At 69.5% G+C, this 16,610-nt stretch carries 15 protein-coding genes; 10 read left to right on the forward strand and 5 right to left on the reverse strand.

What is annotated here, in order from left to right; all coding sequences use genetic code 11:
- Nucleotides 1-78 precede the first annotated feature (78 nt).
- Together IPK27_02125 and IPK27_02130 are read left to right on the forward strand one after the other, a co-directional pair.
- Nucleotides 79-1,053, forward strand: a complete 975-nt coding sequence (locus IPK27_02125) for a hypothetical protein (GenBank protein ID MBK8066451.1) — start codon at nt 79-81, stop codon at nt 1,051-1,053.
- 50 nt (nt 1,054-1,103) lie between these two features.
- The gene (locus tag IPK27_02130; GenBank protein ID MBK8066452.1) at nt 1,104-1,622 is read left to right on the forward strand and encodes a cupin domain-containing protein; all 519 of its coding nucleotides are present in this window, start codon (nt 1,104-1,106) and stop codon (nt 1,620-1,622) included.
- A gap of 60 nt (nt 1,623-1,682) precedes the next feature.
- On the opposite strand, the gene IPK27_02135 is transcribed toward IPK27_02130, so the two are convergent.
- Nucleotides 1,683-2,522 (reverse strand): DJ-1/PfpI family protein, encoded by an 840-nt coding sequence (locus IPK27_02135; GenBank protein ID MBK8066453.1) that lies wholly within the window; start codon nt 2,520-2,522, stop codon nt 1,683-1,685.
- A gap of 74 nt (nt 2,523-2,596) precedes the next feature.
- Between IPK27_02135 and IPK27_02140 the strand changes: the two genes are divergently transcribed.
- Nucleotides 2,597-3,589, forward strand: coding sequence for an OmpA family protein (locus tag IPK27_02140; protein MBK8066454.1), 993 nt, complete (start codon nt 2,597-2,599; stop codon nt 3,587-3,589).
- Between the two features lie 297 nt (nt 3,590-3,886).
- On the forward strand, nt 3,887-5,986 hold the full coding sequence (locus IPK27_02145) for a protein kinase (GenBank protein MBK8066455.1): 2,100 nt from the start codon (nt 3,887-3,889) through the stop codon (nt 5,984-5,986).
- Between the two features lie 91 nt (nt 5,987-6,077).
- Here the strand turns inward: IPK27_02145 and IPK27_02150 are convergent, their stop codons facing one another.
- The gene (locus IPK27_02150) at nt 6,078-6,443 is read right to left on the reverse strand and encodes a hypothetical protein (GenBank protein MBK8066456.1); all 366 of its coding nucleotides are present in this window, start codon (nt 6,441-6,443) and stop codon (nt 6,078-6,080) included.
- A gap of 343 nt (nt 6,444-6,786) precedes the next feature.
- Between IPK27_02150 and IPK27_02155 the strand changes: the two genes are divergently transcribed.
- Nucleotides 6,787-7,596: a rhomboid family intramembrane serine protease gene (locus IPK27_02155; GenBank protein MBK8066457.1), complete on the forward strand. Its 810-nt coding sequence runs from the start codon at nt 6,787-6,789 to the stop codon at nt 7,594-7,596.
- 105 nt (nt 7,597-7,701) lie between these two features.
- Here IPK27_02155 and IPK27_02160 read toward each other — a convergent pair whose 3' ends face one another.
- On the reverse strand, nt 7,702-8,091 hold the full coding sequence (locus IPK27_02160; protein MBK8066458.1) for a DUF2750 domain-containing protein: 390 nt from the start codon (nt 8,089-8,091) through the stop codon (nt 7,702-7,704).
- Nucleotides 8,092-8,407: 316 nt separating this feature from the next.
- Here IPK27_02160 and IPK27_02165 point away from each other — a divergent pair, with 316 nt between their 5' ends.
- Genes IPK27_02165 through IPK27_02180 form a run of 4 tightly spaced genes read left to right on the forward strand, consistent with a single transcriptional unit; the run spans nt 8,408 to nt 11,791 of the window.
- Nucleotides 8,408-8,944, forward strand: a complete 537-nt coding sequence (locus IPK27_02165; GenBank protein MBK8066459.1) for a sigma-70 family RNA polymerase sigma factor — start codon at nt 8,408-8,410, stop codon at nt 8,942-8,944.
- Nucleotides 8,941-9,651 carry a hypothetical protein gene (locus tag IPK27_02170; GenBank protein MBK8066460.1) on the forward strand — a complete coding sequence of 237 codons (711 nt, stop codon included), beginning with the start codon at nt 8,941-8,943 and terminating at the stop codon, nt 9,649-9,651. The genes IPK27_02165 and IPK27_02170 overlap by 4 nt, the downstream gene beginning before the upstream one ends.
- Nucleotides 9,652-9,662: 11 nt before the next feature.
- Nucleotides 9,663-10,760 carry a hypothetical protein gene (locus IPK27_02175; protein MBK8066461.1) on the forward strand — a complete coding sequence of 366 codons (1,098 nt, stop codon included), beginning with the start codon at nt 9,663-9,665 and terminating at the stop codon, nt 10,758-10,760.
- 44 nt (nt 10,761-10,804) lie between these two features.
- A complete protein-coding gene (locus IPK27_02180) occupies nt 10,805-11,791 on the forward strand; it encodes a HEAT repeat domain-containing protein (protein ID MBK8066462.1) in 987 nt (328 codons plus the stop codon).
- 172 nt (nt 11,792-11,963) lie between these two features.
- Here IPK27_02180 and IPK27_02185 read toward each other — a convergent pair whose 3' ends face one another.
- Both IPK27_02185 and IPK27_02190 read right to left on the reverse strand, forming a co-directional pair.
- Nucleotides 11,964-14,936, reverse strand: coding sequence for a glycosyl hydrolase (locus IPK27_02185; GenBank protein MBK8066463.1), 2,973 nt, complete (start codon nt 14,934-14,936; stop codon nt 11,964-11,966).
- Nucleotides 14,937-15,090: 154 nt separating this feature from the next.
- A complete protein-coding gene (locus IPK27_02190) occupies nt 15,091-15,690 on the reverse strand; it encodes a WSC domain-containing protein (GenBank protein ID MBK8066464.1) in 600 nt (199 codons plus the stop codon).
- 187 nt (nt 15,691-15,877) lie between these two features.
- On the opposite strand from IPK27_02190, the gene IPK27_02195 reads away from it, so the two are divergent.
- Nucleotides 15,878-16,610, forward strand: a 733-nt coding sequence (locus IPK27_02195) for a hypothetical protein (protein ID MBK8066465.1), incomplete at its 3' end; no start/stop codon positions are given.

A 16,610-nucleotide genomic window follows, 5' to 3' on the forward strand; every position in this document is an offset into this window, starting at 1 on the left:
GGTTTTCACGACCTGCGGTGAGGACGCAACGAAGGCGTTGAACTTCGTGCGCCAAGCGTCAACAAACTTCACGCCAGAATGATCAAGGATTCCACCATGAAGCGCCTGATGTTCACCGCTACCGTGTTGCTGAGCGCATTCTCCGCGCTCGCCGCGCCCCTCAAGCCCAATTCCGGCCTGTGGTGGGAAGAGCCGGTCACCGGGCGCTTCTATGCCGTCGAGATCGCGCCCTCCGGACGCACCTTTGTCGTCATCTCGGAATTCGACGAGCAGGGCCGCCCCAGCTGGCGCACGATGCGCGGCGAGCTGACGCTGGCAAACGAACTGGAGCAGGCCGCCGGGGCGCCTTTGGCCACCCTGCGCGCGCCCCTGCAGGAGATCACTGGTCCCTGCCCGACCTGCCCGGTCAGCGCACCGGATGTGCGTCCCAGTCCGCTGGGCGTGGCGACCATCGTGTTCCGCTCGAACGCGGAGGCGGAATTCCAGCAAGGCGCGATCCGGCGCCCACTGCGCTACTTCAGCCCGGCCGACCAGCCACTCGACTTCCCGTCGGCGCGCCTTGCCGGCGACTACACGATGGTCAGCGAGACCCCCCGTGGCCGCGACAGCCGTGCGGCACAGCTGCAACCGGCACTCGATGGCGCATGCGTGCGTTACGAGGGGAGCGCACCGCCGGCACGCGCCACTCGCCTGCGCGGGATGTGTCCGGGCAATGTCTGTGAGTCCTCGGATCTGACAGTGCTGTTGTTCAACCTGGAACTCGCGGTCGGACCTGGCGAACATCCGGCGCTCCAGGCCTATCGCCGCAGCATTGCTCCCGAGGCCATTCGCCCATTGTCCAGTCGCTACGTCTTTCCCACCCTGGTGTATTTCTGCGAGGAGGGCTACACCCGCATGCGCAATCCGCTGACCCAGCTCGGTGATGTCTGCGTGCAGAACAATCCGCCGACCGTGTGCACCGAATCGCATCGCGTCAGCGAGCACGCCGGCACGCTGCGCGGCTTGCCGCTGCGCTCCGGTGAGGCCTCGTTCGTGCTCCATCCGGCGCGCTGAAGAGTCCTCAGGTGTAAGCTGGCGTTTACGCCGCCTTTCCCGGAGCCGCCATGAAGCCGATCCTGAACCTGGCCGATGCGCCCCAGGTAGAAATCGCCCACGGCGACCGCTTTGAGGCCCGGATGCGCCGCCTGGCGCACCCGCTCGGAGCCACCAGGATCGGCAGCAATGTCACCAGCGTGCCGCCCGGCAAGGCGGCATTCCCGGCGCACCACCATTTCGCCAACGAGGAGCACTTTTTCGTGCTCGCCGGCACCGGCGTGCTGCGCTACGGCGACGAGTGGTACGAGGTGGGCCCGCAGGACTACATCTACTGCGCGCCCGGTTCCTCCGAGCATGCGCACCAGCTGATCAACACCGGCAACGTGGACCTGGTGTACCTCGCGATCTCCACCCTGCAGGTGCCCGAGGTCGTCGGCTACCCGGACAGCCACAAGACCGGCGTGGCCGTCGCGCCGTTCGGCCAGCCGCCGCCGCGCTTCCTGGTCGAGGACAAGCTCAAGGACACCAAGGGCTACTGGGACGACGAGAACGGACACGCCATCGATCAGATTTTCCGCGGCGAGTAGAGCCGGGCTCGCTCGGCTGGTGGAATGCGCAGGGTTCGGAGCAAGCTCCGCTCCACGGGTTCAGCGTAACAAGGACTCGAATCGCCTGGCAAAGGTGTGCGCGTCCCCCGGCCAGCGCGCGGAAACATACTGGCCGTCGACCACCACGAAGGCCGGGCGCTCGTCGTCCGGGGTGTCGCGCGCCATGCCGCCGGCCTTGCGCCAGTGGTGCGGTGCGCCCGCCGGCACATCGAGAAAATCCTCGGGGTGTGCCAGTGCGCGCGTGACCTCGGCCTGCACGCTGCACCAGCCTTCCGGCTCGCCCGGCTGCTCGCGATAGGTGCGGTAGTAGTCGCGGTCCCACCAGCGGCCGCCCCAGCGCGTGATCATCCAGGCCTTGCGCTCGAAGGCCCAGGTCAGCGCTGTCGTGCGCTTTCCGTGCAGAACCGAGCGCGCAGTTCCCGGCATGGTCGAGCGTGCCGCCAGCACCACCCCGTGGCAGATCGCACCTACCGGCTTGCCAGCCCCGAAAAATTCCGCGACGACCTGCTGCAGCACCGCGCTCTCGAGGTACTCGCGCATGCCCTGCGCGTGGCCGCCGGGCAGCAGCAGCCCGTCGAAAGCCTGCGGATCGATGTGGTCGTAGCGCAGCGGGCGCGCGTACGCAGGGTCCCGGGTCATCGCCGCGTGCGCGGCCCGCGCGCGCCGGTCCGCGCGCAGGAGCAGGCCGATCAGCGGCAGCCGGCGCAGCCCCGGTACGCGGCCCCAGGCATCGAAGCCGCAGCCGTCCAGCATCAGCGGATCCGCCTGCGCCGGCTGCCCGTCCGGCGTGACGAAGCTGATCCGGTGCCCCGCGGCCGTGAGCACGGCATGGCTCACGCCGGCCTCGCTCGGGTCGTAGTCGGCGCGCGGCAGCGGCATCAGAATGTGCACGGATGTCGCCTCCAGCCGCGTTGTTCCGTATCTGGCACAGTACCCGAAAACCGGAGATTCCCATGCGTCGAATGTTTGCCCTCGCGTCCTTCGTCCTGGCCCTGCCGCTGGCCGCCGCCGACCTGCCGCAAAGCCAGGACCACCCGCTGCTCGGCCGCGTAGGCGGCAGCGAGATCGTTGGTTATGACAGCAAGCGCTTCGACAGCTACAGCTTCCAGACCAGCACCTTCAAGGAGTACGACCTCGCAGCGCGCAAGCGGGTTTACGCGCAGCCGCCGGTGACGGTGGAAGGCAAGCGCACCACGATCTGGTACGAGGCGCCGGGCTTGAGCGCGCTGGAGATGTTGCGCCAGTACCAGGCGGAACTGGCCGGCAAGGGTTTCGAGATCGTTTACGACTCCAGCCGCGATCCGGCCGCGGGCCAATTCACCAACTTTCTCGCGCCCTTCTTCGACAACGAGCCGCGCAACAACCGAAGCGAATACGTGCTGTACGCGGCGAGCGACTCGACCGTGAAGAGCGCCACCCTCAAGCGCGCCGGCGACGATGGCGAAACCTGGGTCTCGCTGATCACGGTCGAATGGCCGCAGCCGGATGCCACCTACAAGTCGGTGCAGGGCGCCTATGCCGCGGTCGAGGTGATCGAGGTCGCGGGGATGAAGAAGGACATCCAGTTCGTCTCCGCCAGCGAGATGCAGCAGGCGCTGACGGTGGCCGGCAAGGTCGCCCTCTACGGCATCTACTTCGACACCAACCAGGCGACCCTGAAGCCCGAATCGCAGCCGACCCTCGCCGAGATCGCGCGACTGCTGAAGGAAGACCCGGCACTCAAGGTGCATGTGGTCGGCCACACCGACAACCAGGGCGGCCTGGACTTCAACCTCGGCCTGTCCAAACGCCGCGCCGAAGCGGTGCGCGCCGCGCTGGTGGCCGAGCACGCCATCGACGCCGCCCGCCTGGCCGCCAACGGCGTCAGCTACCTCGCACCGGTCGCCAGCAACGCGGATGAAGCCGGACGCGCGAAGAACCGGCGGGTGGAGTTGGTGCCGTTTTGAGCGCAAAGCGGGGAAGAGCGAGAGCGGGGCAGGGGGCAAGGGACGTGGCCCGCGTCACTGTCGGGCCGTGCGGCAAGGTTGCTCCCCCTGCCCCCTGCCCCGCCTCTGCTCTCCCCCGCCTTTCCCCAACCTGAACACCCGCGCCGCCCCGTGTGCTCCCGCGCCGCCTCGCTGCGTTTCCCCATCTGAGGACTGACCGGACGGCGGCCCCGCGCTGTGCGGGACTGCGTGTCTGGTCAGCATCCCCACACCCGCACGGCGCTACACTGGCGCCTAACCGCGCAGATCGGAACCGCCATGGCACAGCGCAGCAAGGTTGGTCATTACGACATCGTCGCCGAACTCGGGCGCGGTGGCATGGGCGTGGTCTACAAGGGCTTCGAGCCCTCGCTGCAGCGACATGTGGCGATCAAGATGCTGTCGGAGGCGCTGGCCGACGACACCCTGGTGGTCGAGCGCTTCTTCCGCGAGGCGCGCAGCATGGCGCAGCTCAACGATCCGCACATCGTGCAGATCTACCTGGTCGGCGAGGACCAGGGCCAGCCCTATTTCGCGATGGAATTCGTCGAGGGCGAGTCGCTCAGCCAGCGGCTGAAGCGCGAGCACCGGCTGGAGCCCTTCGAGGCCGCGCGCGTCCTGCTGCAGGTGGCGCAGGGCCTGGCGGCCGCGCATGACCGCGGCGTGATCCACCGCGACATCAAGCCGGCCAACCTGCTGATCACCCAGCGCGGGGTGGTCAAGGTGGCCGACTTCGGCATCGCGCTGGCCACCTCGGACTTCAACAAGAAGCTCACCGGCACCGGCCAGTTCGTTGGCACGCCGGGCTATCTGTCGCCCGAGGTCTGTCTGGGCAAGCCGGTCGACCAGCGCTCGGACATCTTCGCGCTCGGCATCGTGTTCTTCGAGATGCTCGCCGGGCAGACGCCGTACAAGGACGAGTCGCCGCTCGGCATGATGCTGGAAGTGGTCCAGGCCGAGATCCCGGACGTGCGCGCGATCAATGAATCGGTCGACCCGCGCCTGTCCGAGATCCTCAAGCGCATGGTCGCGAAGGAGCCGGGCGACCGCTACAGCGATTGCCACCAGCTGATTGCCGACCTGGTCGCCGCCGGGGTCAACGCCGCCACCCCGGTCACACCGGCGCGCGCGCAGTTGGCGCCGGTGCTGGAGACCGCGGTCAACATGCCGACCCCGCCCGAGCTGCGCCGCCCGACGCCGCCGCCGGCATTGCCCGCCGTGCCCGCGCCGGGCTACCACACCCAGCCGTCGGCCGAGCAGCCGATGCCGGTGGCCGCGCCGGTCCCGGCACAGCCGTCGCGTCCCGCGCTGGTGCAGACGCGCAAGTCCTCGGCGCTGCCGTGGGCCGCGGCGATCGTCGCGCTGGTCGCCGCCGGTGGCGGTGCTGCGTGGTACCTGCAAAACGAGAACTCGACCGCTGCGTCGGACGTGCCCGCGACGGTCGCTGCGGTCAATCCGGGTATGGACATCACGGTGCCTTCGGCCGCGCCAGCTACGCCGTCGCCGGTCGAGCCGTCCGCGCAGGTGGCGACCACCACCGCCAATCCGCCGCCCGCCGAGCCCGTGCCCGCCGCCGAGCCCGTCCCCGCAGCCGCACTGCCGAACGTCAGCGAACCCGCGCCGGCTGTGGCCGAGGTCAGACCCGCGCCTGCGGTCGCCGAACCGCCGCCCGCGCCGTCCGCGCCTGAAACCATGGCGCCTGCAGAGGCCGCGCCGGTCACCGTCGCCGAGGCTGCGCCGGTCAGCGCCGGCCAGGCGCCGCGCGCCAGCGCGCCCCAGGTCGAGCCCTCGCCGCAGTCCGCGGCGATCGGCGCGCGCCTGGCCGACATCCGCGACCAGCGTCGCGAACGCCGCGAGGCGCGCGCCAGCGCCGCGCCGCCGCGCCAGTACGCCAAGGCCGAGACGGCACCGTCCGTGGCCGAGCCCGCGCACTCCGGCCCGCCGCGCGTGCTGGTGCTGAGCCAGGGCGACGCTGCGGTTGCCGGCAGCGCCGAGTTGGCCATCGAGGAACGCCTCGAAGAGATCGGTCTGGTGCTGGTCGACGAGGACTTCACTGCCGGGCTCTCGGGCATCGAGAACGGCGGCCGCGACCTCGCCAGCATCGCCGCGACTGCTGGCCGCCACGCCGAGTTCGTGGTGTTCGTGCGCGTGGTGCCGATCGGTCAGCAGGAGCTGACTTTCTACGGCGAATCGATGACCCAGTACACCGCGCGCATCGATGTCGCCGCCTTCGACGTCCGCGCCAGGCGCAAGATGGGCGCCGGCTGGAATGCCCAGGTGAGCTTCACCCACCTCAACGCCGATCCCAACACCCGCGAAGCGATCGCCCCTGTGCTCGGGCGCATGGCGCAGGGCTTTGGCGGGCGCGGCAGGGGCTGAGGGGCAGATCGCCCGCTCCCTTGCCGGCGGCGACCGGAGGCCACTATCGACGTCTCGACGGCGGCGGCCGTGACACGGCCCGGCACAGCCCTCAGGTGCGCAGTTCCTTCATCAGCATGCGCGTGAAATCGCTGCGCTCCTTGTCCTCGATCGCGGCATCGTCGATGCTGAGGTCGGGCGCGGCGATCTGCGCCGGCGCCGCTGCTGGCTTGGTGTCGATGGGGACATTCGCGGCGGCGATGCGCACCCCGCGCAGATTCACCTTCGGCGCGTTAGAGCTGCGTTTCTCACCGGAGGCCCCGCAGCTGCATCCACACCGGGTAGACCGCGCGCCCCCTCGAATTTTCCACGGGCCGGTGTCGACTTCCCGGACGCGCCGCTGAGCGGCAGGGTGGAGGGCGACGAAGCGGTGCCGGCGCGCGCTGCCGGCCTTCGAGGCCTTTTCGCTGCGGGTCACGCGGATGGCCGCGGCGACGGCGAATTCCCGTCGCTGATCCGGGTGATGCGGTGGCTGTTCGGGTTGCCTGGCGGAGAGAGGCGGGATTCTGGAGCTCGGCTCCGGGAGAGCGAGTCGCCGGTAGCCGGATGTTGGATATTGGCAGCGCGTACCGGCGATCCGAAAGCGAGTGGGAGCGGCTTCAGCCGCGAGCCTTCGCAGTCGGCTGCGCGAAAGATCGCCGACGGAGTCGGCTCCCACAGGGTATCGGTGCGCGAGCTCCGCTGCCAACAACCAACAACCAACAACTGGCCACAGCCCCCGGCTCTCTTGCGATCCTCCGCGGCGTCCCCACCACTGGGCGATGGATATCCGCTCGCTTCCCGATGACGCCTACACGCCGGCCGCGATCAAGCGCGATCGCCGGCGCCTGGAAACCGCGCTGTTCTGGGGCGCGGTGTTCGTCGCGCTGCTGTGGCTGGTGTCGCTGGCGGAAACTGTCGCCGGCGTGAAGTTCACCGCGCTGGGCCTCGCCCCGCGCGAGCCGCTGGGACTGGTCGGTATCTTCGGCGCGCCGCTGGTGCATGGCTCCATCGGCCATCTGGTAGCCAACAGCCTGCCCACCTTCGTGATGGTCACGCTCGGCATGTACGCGGTGCCGCGCGCCACCTTCAAGGCAATCCCGCTGATCTGGGTCCTGTCAGGCGCGTTGGTCTGGATTTTCGGCCGCGAGTCGGTGCATATCGGCGCCAGCGGCGTCACCCATGGACTGATGAGCCTGTTGTTCTTGCTCGGCGTGCTGCGTCGCGATCGCGTGACCCTGTCGATCGCCTTCGTCGTGTTCTTCCTCTATGGCTCGATGCTCTACGGCTTCCTGCCGGGCGAGGCGGGGATCAGCTTCGAATACCATGGCGGCGGCCTGGTCGCCGGCGCGCTGGCAGCGGTGCTGTACCGCAAGCTCGATCCGCCGCCGCCGGAGCGCCGCTACAGTTGGGAGGAGGAACCGGAACCGGAGGATGAGATAGAGGCATCGGGTGATCCGCTCGAACCGCCGCCGCCGATCGACGTCAAGCCGCTGTGGGATGGACCCACGCCGCCCAGTCGTGGCGTGGTGATCCGCTTTCCGGTGCGTTCGCGGGGCGAGGGCGAGGAGCCGCCGCGGACCCTGCACTAGGGAACACCACACTAGTCCGCCGCGGCGCGGGCTCTTCCGACGCAGGTCAAGTTTGCAGCGGATCTCGCATTGCCCGGACTGCCGTCGGGCGCGCGACTGCCGTGCTCAGGCTCCCGCGCCGCGCAACTCCTCGGCCAGTTCCCCGGGTTCGATCACCAGGCCCTCGTCGTCGTCGTCGTTGGTCGGGAACACCAGCACCAGCGTGCCGTCGGCCTCCATGCCGGGGGTCCATTTCTTCAGCCAGGCATCGAGCGCGATCGCCTGCGGGGTGCAGTCGGAGAGGTCGCCGATGGCCCAGGCGCTGGCGAAATCCGGGTGCGGCCAGACCGGAAAGCAGTCTTCGCCTTCGGCGTCCACCACCGCCCAGCCACCGGCGCTGCGCAAGCCCCATACCTGCTGGTGCAGTGCAACCCGGGCAATGAACTCATCCAGTCGCGCGCTCGCCGGCAGGCGGCTGATGCGCTGGAATTCCGTGTGGTCCAGGGCGTAGGTCATGGGGGTCTCGGGTGGGTTTGACGGGATGATGGGGCGGATTGGCTGCGATGGCCACTGTGGCCGGTTGTTGGTTGTTGGTTGTCGGTTGTTGGCAGCGGCGGTGAGCCGCGGGCCAGTGGGAGCGGCTTCAGCCGCGATTCTTTTCTGGCGGCCGCCGGAAAGATCGCCGACAGCGTCGGCTCCCACAGGCCAGCGGCATGCGCGCTTCGCCGCCAACAACCAACAACCAACAACCAAGAACCGGCGGTCAGCCCGAGTCCCCATCGAAATCCCATTCACGAGCTAACCTTTTCCCCGCCACCACGTCCAAGCCCGCATGTTTGCCTGGCTCAAATCGCGCCCCGCGCTGGCGCTGGACGACTTCCACCGGGTGCTCGCCGAGCGCTCGGGGCGTTGGTATTCGGCTTGCCTGCGGATCACGCGGGACGCCGCGCTGGCCGAAGACGCGGTGCAGGATGCGCTGCTGCGCGCCTGGGACAAGCGCGCGCATTTCCGCGGCGAGGCGGAGCTGGATACCTGGATCCACCGCATCGCGATCAACGCGGCGATCGACCTGATGCGCCGGCTGCGGCCACAGATGGTGGCCGGGCCGGCGGAGGACGATGACCGCGTGGCGCCGGACACGCCCGACTCGGTGCACCTGTCGCAGGCCTTCGCCGATGGACTGTACGGCGCGATGCAGGCCCTGAGCGAACTCGAACGCTGCTGCTTCGTGCTCAAGCATGTCGAGCAGTGGAAGCTGGTCGAGATCGCGGACGAGATGAAGATCAGCCCGGACAGCGTCAAGCAGGCGCTGTTCCGGGCCTTGCGCAAATTGCGGGTGGTCATGGACCCCTGGCGGAGCGAAGCATGAACGCGATCAGCGACGACGAACTCACGCTGTATGTCTACAACGATGGCCTGGCGCCGGAGCGGCGCATCGAGCTGACGCAGCGATTGCGCGGCGACCTGGACCTCGCGCGGCGCTACCAGCAGTTGCGCGCAGAACTGGCGGCGCTGCCGCCGCCGAAGGAACACCAGCCGAGTCCGCTGGCGCTGGCGCGCTGGAAGCTGCGCCTGGACCAGCGCGCGGCGGTGCCGGCCGCCACGCGCGCGCCGCACTGGCGCCTGGCCTTGGCCGGCGCGACGCTGGTGCTGCTCGGCGTGGCCGTCGGCACACGCCTGGTTGAGCAGCCGACGGTCGCGGCGCCGGCGCCAGCGCCGATGGTGGCCGCCGCGACCGCCGACGGCGCCCCGGCGCTGTCGCGCGGGCTCAGCAGCTATCTCGGCGACGCGCGGCTGGTGCTGGCGGACCTGCCTGCGGACGACCCGCAGCGCCGGCGGCAACTGGTCGATGAGGTAATCGAGCAGAACCGCATGTATGCGCGCGCCGCGCAGGCCCAGGGGGACGAGCGCCTGGCACGCGTGCTGCGCACTTTCGAGCCGGTGTTGCTGGCGCTGGCCGAGCCGCCGTCCGCGGACGGTAGCGATCTGGGTGCGCGCTCGCAGATCGATTTCGAGCTCGGAATCCTGCAAACCAAATTGGCCCGATCTCCGTCAAAGATCGTGCAATCCCTTTGATGGAGTCTGAAATGAGTCGAAATCTGAAATGGATGTTGTTGCCGATCCTGCTGTCTGCGACGCTCGGCATCGGGGCGCAGGCGCCCGGCGAGGCCGCCGAGACCAGCGCTGCGCAGGCTGCCGCAGCGGCAGGTCGCGCCGCCGAGGACCAGGCGCGCGCCGCCGCGCGCCAGGCGGAGGCCGCCGGGCGTGCCGCTGAACGCGACGCGGAGCGCGCTGCGCGGTTGGCCGAGCGCGCCGCGCGCGACGCCGCGCGGGCCGCCCGCGTGCTGCAACCAGCGCCTACCGAGCAGGAACAACTCGCGATTGCCGCGCTGGAGGGCCTGATGGCCGCACCGCCGGAACGCTCTCTACCCCTGCTCAAGCGCGTGCTCGAAGGCCCGCAGACCGATCTGGTCAAGATGCGCGCGCTGTTCGTGCTGAGCCAGGTCGAAAGCGACGAGGCGCAGCAATTGCTGCTCGACCGCGCCCGCAACGGCCAGGGCGAGTTGCGCATCGAGGCGCTCCGGATGGTGGGCGTCGGCGGCGACGAGGCGGCGCTGAAGGCGCTGGGTGAGATCTACCGGGGTGGCAACCGCGAGGTGCGCGACGCCGTCCTGCATGCCTACCTGATCGCCGGGCGCAAGGCCGAGATCGCCGCGCTGGCGCGCAGCGCAGGCAACCAGGACGACGCGCGCGAGGCGATCCAGGCACTTGGCGCGCTCGGTGCGCTCGACGAGTTACGCAGCCTCGGCGACCTCGGACAGCATGCCGGTGCGCTGGTGCATGCCTACGCCATCGCCGGCGACCTCGACAGCCTGCGCAAGCTTGCCAGCAGCGCCCCCGACAGCCAGGCACGGGTGGATGCGGTGCGCAGCATCGGGATCGTCGGCAGCGACGACGCCGGCGTGGCGCTGAAGGAGATCTACCGCTCCGCACAGGACCCGGAAGTGCGGCGCGCGGCGCTCGAAGGCCTGATGATCCAGGGCAACGAAGCTGCGCTGCTGGAAATCTATCGCGCCAGCAGCGACCCGCAGGAAAAGCAGACCGTGCTGCGGCAGCTGACCATCATTGGCGGCGATGCCGCGCTGGAAGCCATCGACGCCGCCCTGCAGGGGAAGGCGCCATGAGCCGCGAAGGGCAGAAGCGGGGCAATGGGCAGGGGGCAGGGGTAGTGGCTGCGTACCATGGACTGCGGTTCGGATGGCTGCGAGCAGCGCTGCTGCTGGTCTGTGCGGGGGCGACGGCGAGCGAGTTCGCGCTGCCGCGGGATGGCTGGGTCAGCTGGACGGTGGACGCGGTCGAAGGCGCGCCCGAGTGGTGCTGTCGTTCGCTCGACGATCCCGCCGGTGCGGCGGTTGCCTGCGACCTCGACAGCCGTCGTGGCAACTACACCAGCGATGGCGAGCGCGGCACCGAAACCGTCAAGATCTACGCGCTGATGCAGGGCGGCCAGGCCACCCGGGTGCGCGCCTATGCGCCGAGCTGCCCGGTGCGCGCCGGCACGCCGGTGGCCGACCTCGGCGCAATCGACACCGATGCCAGTGCGCGCTGGCTCGCGGGCCAGATGCCTGCCGGCAATGAGCGTTTCAGCGAGACCCTCGGCGCGCTGGCGCTGCACGCCGGCCGCGTGGCCGAGGACGCTCTGGCAGGCATCGCGAGCGACCCGGCCGCTGGCGAGCGGCGCAAGGACGCCCTGTTCTGGCTGGGACATGCGCGCGGCGAGGCCGGCGTGCGCCGCATCGAGCCGCTGCTGACTGGCGATCCGGATCCGTCGGTGCGCGAACATGCTGCCTTTGCCATCTCGCAGAGCGGCGTGGACCGCCGCGGCGACCTGCTGTTGCAGCAGGCCAGTTCCGACCCGGCCGAATCGGTGCGCAGCCAGGCCTGGTTCTGGCTGGCGCAGGCCGGCGACGCACGCGCGGAGGCCAAGGTGCGCGCCGCGCTGCGCCAGGAGCGTTCGCGATCGGTGCGCCACCAGGCAATCTTCGCGCTCTCGCAACTGCCGGACGGGCGCGGCGTGCCGGCCCTGATCGCGGTGGTCGAAGACCGCAAGCTGCCCATGGATGAGCGCAAGCAGGCGCTGTTCTGGCTCGGCAACAGCGATTCCGGCGAGGCGATCGCATACCTGGACCGGGTGCTCGCCGCACGCACGCGGTGAGCACGCCGGCGCGCGCACTTCGGGCTGTCCATGCGTGTGCTGGAAATCGTATACGGGCGGTGTATCGCGCAGCGATCACCGCCTGCGAGCTTGCCGCAAGTACCCGGTGAACGCGCTGACGCGCGTACACCGGGCTAGGCGCGGGGGCTTCGCCGCCGCCCGCCGGCAGGTCTCACCGTCCGCGTAGCTTGAGCTTCGGCTTGACCCTCGGCTCATAGGCCTTCGGCGCGTTCACGCTGAACTTCTGCTCGGCACTGGTCCCGGCGCCGAGGTCCAGCGACAGGGTGTACTCGCCGGGTGTGATGTACAGCGGGTGCCCCAGGCGCTTGCTCTCGGCCAGCGGGGTCTTGCCCAGTTCACCCTCGGTGTTGGCGTTGGCCTCACCCTTCTCGGCGGCCTTCGCCACCCGCGCAGCTTCCGCGGCGAGTCCGAGGTCGGCATCGACCAGCAGGTCGTACTCGATGCGATTGACGCCCTTGCTCGCGCTCACATCGAGTACGCGAACCGGGTTGCCGTCGGCGTCCTTGACGGTGAGCCTGCCGCTGCCAGCCTGCGCGGCCCAGTAATGGATCACGGATTTCGCCGGCTGCTCGTTGTGCGCGAACCAGCGGTCGCGCGCGCTGCGCCAGCCGCGCTCGGCATCGACATTGGCCACGTGGAACAGGTGCGCCGGCTTGGCGCGCACCTCGGCCGTCAGGTCCTGGATCGGCAGCACGTCGACGATCCACACGCTGCGGCCGTGGGTGCCGGCAACCAGTTCGCGGTCGCGCGGGTGCACCACAAGGTCATGCACGGCGACGTTCGGCAGCCCGCCCTGCAGCGCCTGCCAGCTCTGGCCGCGGTCCAGTGAGACATAGGCGCCGCGGTCGCTGCCGACGTACAACACGTCGGGGTTGACCGGGTCTTCCCTGATCACGTTGACAGGCTCAGCCGGCAGGTTCGCGGTGATCGGGCGCCAGCGCTTGCCGAGGTCTTCGCTGACGTACACATAGGGCGTCATGTCGTCGTCGCGGTAGCCGTTGAGGCTCGCGTACATGCGCGGCCGGGCGTGGGTGGAGAGCACCACGCGGCTGACCCAGCGGTCCTTCGGCAGGCCCTTGCTGGCCTCGCGCCAGCTCACGCCGCCGTCCTCGGTGATCCACACCAGGCCGTCGTCGGTGCCGGCGGCGATCAGGCCGAAGGTCTTGCTCGATTCGGAGACCGTGGTGATGGTCGCGAAGGGCACGTCGCCGCGGTTCTTGTTGCGCGTCAGGTCGCCAGAGATCGCCTGCCAGGTACGGCCCTGGTCCATCGAGCGGAACAGCTTGTTCGCGCCCATGTAGAGGATGTCCGGGTTGTGCTCCGAGAGCAGGATCGGGGTGTTCCAGTTGAAGCGCAGCGCCGGGTCCGCCAGCGGCGCGCGCGGGCGCACCTCGCCGCCGTCCCGGCCGCTGCGACGGTACCAGCCGAACTGGTAGCCGGTGTAGACCACCGAGGCGTCGCGCGGATCCACCTGGATCTGCATGCCGTCGCCGCCGTTGAGGAAGCTCCAGTTGTCGCCCTCGCCCCAGAATCCGCCCGCTGCATCCGGGTCGGACAGGCTGGAGCCCTTCCAGGTGCCATTGTCCTGCAGGCCGGTGTAGACGTTGTACGGGGTCTCCATGTCCACCGCCAGCGCATAGCTCTGGCCGACCGCCTGGCGGTCCAGCTTGAGCCAGCTTTCGCCGCCGTCGTAGCTGACGTCGATGCCGCCATCGTTGCCGTTGAACAGGCGCTGCGGATTGACGGGATCGATCTCGAAGGCGTGGTGGTCCACGTGCACCTGCGGGTCGTTGATGCGCCCGCTCCAGGTGGCACCGCCGTCCTCGCTGATCGCGGTGGGCACGCCGAGCACGTACAGCCGGTCGGGATTGTCCGGGGCCACCCGGATCTCGCCGAAGTAGTAGCCGTAGGTGTAGGTGAAATCGCGGATCGGCTCGCGGTTGGCGCGCGCCCAGTTGCCGCCGGCATCGTCCGAGCGCCAGATGTCGAGGCCGCGGATGTCGGTGTTGAACAGGGCCGCGTTGCCGTCGGTCAGCTCGGCGCGCAGCTGGTCCATCGACAGCTCGCCCGACTTGATCATCGCGACCAGTTTCTTGCCATCCATCGAGGGCTCGAAGTCTGCGTTGCGCACCAGCGCCTCGATCGCGTCCGGGTCCTGGCGCAGAAACTCTTCCTTGCTCATGCGCTTGAGGCGCGCGGGGGACAGCGGCTGGTCGCCGAGCTCGACGAGCTCCTCCGGCATCGCTTCCTGGTTGTCGATGCTGGCGTAGAGGCGGTCTGGCGCCGCAGGCGAAATGGCCAGGCCAATGCGGCCGACGTGCTTGCCCTGGGGGAAGCCCGGCAGGCGCGTCCAGCTGTCGCCGCCGTCGGTGCTCTTCCACACCCCGGAGCCCTCGCCGCCCTCGACGAAATTCCACGGCCGGCGCGAACGGTCCCACATCGCCGCGTACACCGTCCGCGAGTCGCGCGGGTCGAACACCAGGTCGATGCCGCCAGCCCATTCGCTGGTCCCTGCGAGCACCTGCTGCCAGGACTTCCCGCCGTCGACCGTGCGGTAGATGCCGCGCATGCCGCCCGGCGTGTACAGCGGACCCTGCACCGCGACGAACACGCGCTGGCTGTCCTTGGGGTCCACCCGCACCCGGGAGATGCGGTCGGCTTCGGTCAGGCCGGCGTGCGCGAAGCTCTTGCCGCCATCGCGGCTGACGAACATGCCCAGGCCCGAATACGAGGAGCGCGAGGAATTCGGCTCGCCGGTGCCCACCCACAGGGTTTCCGGCTGCTGCGGGTCGATCGCGATGTCGCCCGAGACCATGGTCGCCAGGCCATCCGACAGCGGCGCGAAGCTGACCCCGTTATTGCTGGTCTTCCACACGCCGCCCGAGGCGTAGGCCACGTAGAAGGTGTAGGGATTGGCCGGGTGCACCTCGATGTCGACGATGCGTCCGCCCTGCACGGTGGGACCGATCGAGCGCCACTTCAGCCCGCCGAACAGGCTGTCGCGCTCCAGCTGCTGGTGCTGCTCCCAGGCCGTCCAGCGGGTATCGGCATCGGTGCGCGAGGTCTTCGCGAGGGCAGGGCTGGCCAGCGCGATGGCGATGGCAATGGTCAATGCTTGGCGCATGGGGGCTCCCGGAAGGCGATCGGCTCAGGCCGCGGACGATAACGCGAGATGATCGCAGGCAGCGCGTGCGCCGGGTGAAAGGATTGGGCCGGACAGCGGCGGCCGCACTGGCAACAACCTCGGGCCGCACCAATCTGGCCCGGGTCCGGGTGGATCAGCGCTTGCCAGATTCGCTGTTGTCGCCCGTCTGCGTTGCAGCGGGCTCCGCCCCTTCGGTCGGTGTGGTCGCGGCATCCGCTTCCATGCCTATCGCGGAGATGGCTGACGGCAGCGTCGCGACGCCGGTGCTGAAGATCGAGTTGGCCAGATAGCCGCCGCAGTTCAGGTTGAGGTTGCCGGTGCACGGCAGGTTGCAATTGTCCGCCGTGCCGTAGCGCCCATACTGATTGCCGCACAGGCAACTCTCGCCATACTGCAGGCCGGCATAGGCGAAGCCCAGGTCAGCGCAGATCGCCACGCAGCGCAGCGGCGTATTGTTCGCGCTCCGGGCGTGGTGGCCGTCCAGATCCAGCGGTTGGGCGTCGCGGAAGCAGCCGAGCGCCTGGGACACGGCCAGACCCGGCGCTGCGGCTGGAGTGGGCGCAGGGTCAGGCGTCGGCGTCGCCTCGGTCACTGCTGGGGCCGGCGTGACCTGGCTCATGGGTGGGCCGCAATCGCACGGTTGCGGATGCACCGATTGCCTGCCATACCAGTATCCCGCGCCTCCGACGAGCGCGACCAACAGCAGTCTTCCCAGCGCCTGCGCTGCGTTCACTTGCGCTCCCCTTGCCGCGCGTCGGCTCCAGCATAACCGTTGACGCGCTGCGCGTGCAGGCTCCCGCGGTGCCGGGATGTGGCGCTGCGTCACACCCGGCACCGCGATCGGCCACTTTCTCCGGTTGCACGCGGCGCGCCCGGCATCGCTGGGGTAGGATGCACCCATCTGCCGCGAGGAGAGTCCCATGCTGCCGGCCGCCGCTCAAGAGCTCTGGAAGGCGCTGCGCAAGGCCGATCGCAAGGCCGCCAAGGCGCGCGTGGCGGCGCTGCGCAAGCGCCTTCCGGACGCAGACCTGGAGGAGCTGCACCGGCTGTTGGTGCAGAGCAAGTGCCTGCAGGCGGGCGCCATCGGTGCGCTGTCGGCGGTGGTCGAACTGGTCCCCGGCGCCGGCAAGCTGGCGGGCGTGTTCCTCGGGCCGGTCATCGATGTGGGCACCGTGACCGCGCTGCAGTCGGAGCTGGTGATCGAGACCTTCGCGCTGTACGAGGTGGAACTCGGCGATGCGGGAGAGCGCTTCGCGATCCTGGCGATCGCCGCCACCAACGTGGGCGCCACCCATGCGTCCAGCATCGTTGCCAAGCTGCTCAAGCGCTACGCCGGCGCGCTGGTCGGCGGTTTCGTGCTCAAGCGCGCGCTGCCGATCGCCAAGATCGCCACGGTGGCGACCAAGAACATCGCGCTGACCTATGCCATCGGCATGCGCGCCCAGGCGGTTGCCAAGTTCCGTGACGCAGACCTGGAAGAATGGCCGAAGCTGATGCGCCAGGTCACCAACATCGACGAATCCACCCTGGTCGAATGGGCCACCGGCGCCGCGCGCACGGCGATCGACCAGGTCCAGGAATCGGCCAAGTCCTGGGTCGGGCGCGTGACCGGGTTGCTGCCTTCGCTGCCGACCCTGGGCGACCTGCGGCGAC

It is taken from the genome of Rhodanobacteraceae bacterium, from assembly GCA_016713135.1.
In the GTDB taxonomy this organism is placed as follows: Bacteria; Pseudomonadota; Gammaproteobacteria; order Xanthomonadales; family SZUA-5; genus JADKFD01.